Source organism: uncultured Desulfovibrio sp., assembly GCF_902477725.1.
Taxonomy (GTDB): domain Bacteria; phylum Desulfobacterota; class Desulfovibrionia; order Desulfovibrionales; family Desulfovibrionaceae; genus Desulfovibrio.
The window spans coordinates 1-4,276 of the sequence record NZ_CABSIF010000026.1; the positions used below are offsets into that span (position 1 = coordinate 1).

The following is a 4,276-nucleotide window of genomic DNA, read 5'->3' on the forward strand; positions in this document are numbered from 1 at the left end:
GGCGAAACGCGCCGTTCACGTTCAGACGTGCGGGCAGGATTGAGAACACTGCTCAAGTGAGGTCACGGATTAGCAGGTTTGAAATTTAATTTCAATGTCAAATTAGCTACATTCGTAAAAATTTGCAAGGTAGATAATACACATAATAATTTTAAAATAATGTTCAATAACATGATGTTATAAACATATAACAACTCATAACCTACGCAGCTGATTAGCACGCAAAACAGGGCCGCCCCAATGGAGCAGCCCTGTTGTTTATGTATTGTGCGTCCGGTTCTAGCCGGGGAGAAACTTATTCTTCAATCCAGCTTCTGGCCCGCTCCACAGCGCGGTGCCACTGGTGCAGCAGTTCCTGCCGACGGTCTTCGGGCATGTTGGGTTCAAAGCGGCGGTCAAGTTTCCACTGGGCGCAGAGCTGTTCTTCGCTTTCCCAGAAGCCCACAGCCAGACCGGCAAGGTAGGCGGCACCAAGGGCGGTTGTTTCCGTAACCATGGGGCGCTCAACAACCACGCCTGTGAGGTTGGCCTGGCACTGCATGAGCATGTTGTTACGGCTTGCGCCGCCGTCCACGCGCAGGGTGGTCAGGGGAACGCCCGCGTCTTTTTGCATAGCCTCCATGATGTCGAGGGTTTGCAAGGCAATGGATTCAATCGCCGCCCTGGCAATATGCCCGCGGTTGGTGCCGCGGGTGATGCCCACCATGGTGCCTCGGGCGTACTGATCCCAGTAGGGAGCGCCCATGCCCACAAAGGCGGGTACAAGATACACTCCTCCGTTGTCCGGCACGGTGATGGCAAGACTTTCCATTTCAGAAGAATCGCGGATAAAGCCGAGGCCGTCACGCAGCCACTGCACCACTGCGCCGCCCACAAAAACGCTCCCTTCTAGGGCGTAATAACGGCCCTTGGGCGTTTCCCACGCCACGGTGGTCAGCATGTTGTTCTTGCTTTCGCGGGCCTTGGTGCCGGTGTTGAGCAGCAGGAAGCAGCCGGTGCCGTAGGTGTTTTTGGCCATGCCTTCGGTCATGCAGGCATTGCCGTAGGTAGCGGCCTGCTGGTCGCCAGCCACGCCCGCGATGGGCACAGCCTGACCAAAAAATTCGGGGTGGGTCTGAGCCATAACGCTGGAGGAGGGGGCCACCTCGGGCAGCATGGCGCGCGGCACGCCGATGATTTCAAGCAGTTCGTCATCCCACTGGCCGGTGTGGATGTTGAAGAGCAGGGTGCGGCTGGCGTTGGAAGGGTCGGTCACATGCGCGCCGCGCTTGCTGAAGTTCCAGATAAGCCAGGTATCAATGGTGCCGAAAAGCAGTTCGCCCGCTTCGGCCTTGGCACGCGCGCCGGGCACGTTGTCGAGTATCCAGCGCACCTTGGTGCCGGAAAAATAGGCATCGAGCACAAGGCCGGTTTTCGCACGAATGACCTCAGCCTTGCCAGCAGCGCGCAGCTGGTCGCAAAAGCCTGCCGTACGGCGGTCTTGCCACACAATGGCGTTGTATACAGGAGCGCCGGTGGCTTTGTCCCACACAACCGTGGTTTCACGCTGGTTGGTGATGCCCACTGCGGCCAGTTCGTTGCTCTGCACGTTGGCGTGTTTCAGGCATTCCTTGGCAACATGCGACTGCGTGTCAAAGATTTCATTGGGGTTATGTTCAACCCAGCCGGGCTGGGGGAATATCTGAGTGAATTCCCGCTGGGCAACCTGTACGATGTTGGCATCGCGGTCAAAAAGAATGGCGCGCGAGCTGGTTGTTCCCTGGTCAAGCGACAGAATGTATTTATGAGCCATATAATCCTCCGAAAGCATGGTTGGTGTTTGTTGCCGCAAAGCGCAGGCGTCTGGAAACCTGCACGTTGCATGGCAGCACGGAGTTGCTCAAAACGGCTAGATCAGGCCTACGGCCTTGCCCACAACGTAGGCAAGCACAGCGCCGACCATGGGAGCGCACACCGGAATCCAGGCATAGGCCCAGTCAGAAGAACCCTTGCCGGCAATGGGCAGCACTGCATGCGCAATGCGGGGGCCAAGGTCACGGGCGGGGTTGATGGCGTAACCGGTGGGGCCGCCAAGGCTGAGGCCCAGAGCCCACACAAGGATGCCCACCATGTAGGGGCCGTAACCAGAAGGCAGGGTGCCATTGTTGGTGTGGAAAATGGCAAAGATGCCAAAAAGCAGCATGAATGTGCCAATAACTTCGCACAGAAAGTTCTGGCCGTAGCTGCGTATGGCAGGCGCGGTGCTGAAGACAGCCAGTTTGAGGCCGGGATCTTCAGTGGGCGCCCAGTGGGGCAGGTAGGCAAGCCACACGATGGCACCACCGGTGAAACCGCCAGCGATTTGCGCCAGCATGGTTGCGAACGCCTGGCCTGCGCCGTAGACGCCCAGCATGGTTTTGGCCAGGGTCACTGCGGGGTTGAGGTCAGCCTGAGGCGCGCCAAGCGCCACCGAGGTAAATACGCCGAGCATGACGCCAAAAGCCCAGCCCGCCGTGATAACAATCCAGCCGCCTCCGTTGCCCTTGGAGTCTTTAAGCAAAACGCAGGCAACAACGCCCGCACCAAAGGTAATCAGAATCATCGTTCCAAAAAATTCACCAAGAAGGTTGGTCATGGGCATATCCTTCACAAGTTGTTGATATGGTTGCGAGTCTTTAGACTTGCCATCTCCTGTTCCAATAGCTTGCTGGTAAAAATGGGGGGACTGCTTGGCGCAATTTTCCTTTCTGCTTGGATGCCGAAGGCTCTTTGATATTTGAGTGTCGTTTTACAAAACGTGCGTGTCTGATACAGATTGAGCCGGAGCATCACAATTGGTTATATGTTTGTAAGGAATACTAATCCTATATTTGATATATAATGGGATGGAAAAAAGATTGCAAGTACATTGCAATTGTTACAAACGGTAAAGATTATTATTACTATAGCGTAGTTTTATTCAGATTGCCGTATCATAAATCCGTCCGAAAAGTAAAAAGGCCGCCCGAAGGCGGCCATGACAGCGGGAACAAAAGGTGCGTCATCCGTGAGTTTTCATGTCGCGTATTAGTCCTTGCAGTGCCGCCGTCTGCTGGGAGAGGGCATCCACTGCCTTGCTTGCGTGATCCATAGCCTGCGCAGTTTCGGCAGAAATGGTTGCGACTTGCTCGACTGATCTGTTGATTTCTTCGCTGGTTGCCGACTGCTGCTCACTTGCAGCGGCAATTGCCTGGATTTGATCGTTAACATGCTCTACGTACTCAAGTATTTGCCGTAAAGCATCGCCAGAGCGGGCAGAGAGCGTGGTTGCTTCTTCAATGGCTGCGCCCACGTCTTCTACATTATCAATATTTTTTCTCGTGCCTTGCTGAATACCGGTGATGGCGTCCCCAACTTCACGGGTGGCTGTCATGGTCTTTTCTGCAAGTTTGCGCACTTCATCCGCCACCACGGCAAAGCCCCGGCCCGCATCGCCAGCCCGGGCAGCCTCAATGGCGGCGTTAAGCGCAAGCAGGTTTGTCTGGTCGGCAATATCCGCAATGACGTTCATGATCTGGCCAATGGCTTCGGCCTGTTTGCCCAATGCCCCCATATCCTGCTTGATTGCCAATGACTTGGCATGAATGGACTTAATGTTCTCAACCTCGGTGCTAACAATCTGTACGCCTTCAATGGTCTGTTTTTGAGCGTTGCCAGAAACCCCTGCTGCGAGTTGGGCATTTTTGGCAACCTCAAGCACTGTCGCATTCATTTCTTCCATGGCGGTGGCAGTTTCGTGCACGCGGTTTGACTGTTCGTCCGCCCCGCGGCTGGATTGGGTTATCTGCGTAGAAAGCTGCTCCGCAGCACTAGAGATTACTTCAACTACTCCTTCAAGTTGTTGAGCTGCCTGCAACATGCCTTCTGCCTTGGCCCTTTCGGCCATCAGCTTTGATTGCTGGGCTTCGGCAGTTGCCTTGCGGGCTGCTTCGGCCTGCTGTTCCGCCTCAGCCTGCCGCGTGGAGGCCTGGGTGAAGCTGTCGTTGAGTTTGTCGCGCATTTCGCGCATGGCGGCAAACAGTCCGCAGTTTTTACGGCCGCCGTGCAGGCTCATATCCACGTCAAGATCGCCGTGGGCAATTTTGCGCGCCACTTCTGCCACATCGGCAGGTTCCGCGCCAAGCTGCGCCATGAAAGACCGGATAGTAAAAAGTGCCCCAAGCGAGCCAGTAATAATTGAAATTCCGGTCAGAACCCATTGCAGGATCAGGCTTGTGGCAAGCTCGTCCTTTAACGTGTTCAGGTTGTGGCTTTCCCA

Annotated in this window: 3 protein-coding genes; all 3 read right to left on the reverse strand. The window is 55.3% G+C overall.

All coding sequences use genetic code 11. The features are described from left to right. Positions 1-295: 295 nt before the first annotated feature. Positions 296-1,792, reverse strand: a complete 1,497-nt coding sequence (glpK, locus tag RDK48_RS14905) for a glycerol kinase GlpK (protein ID WP_240824270.1) — start codon at positions 1,790-1,792, stop codon at positions 296-298. Between the two features lie 96 nt (positions 1,793-1,888). Next, complete coding sequence (locus RDK48_RS14910; protein WP_298993800.1) at positions 1,889-2,614, reverse strand: MIP/aquaporin family protein; 726 nt, start codon at positions 2,612-2,614, stop codon at positions 1,889-1,891. Between the two features lie 405 nt (positions 2,615-3,019). Then, positions 3,020-4,276 (reverse strand): methyl-accepting chemotaxis protein (locus tag RDK48_RS14915; RefSeq protein ID WP_308588061.1); only part of this gene is annotated, 1,257 nt, incomplete at its 5' end.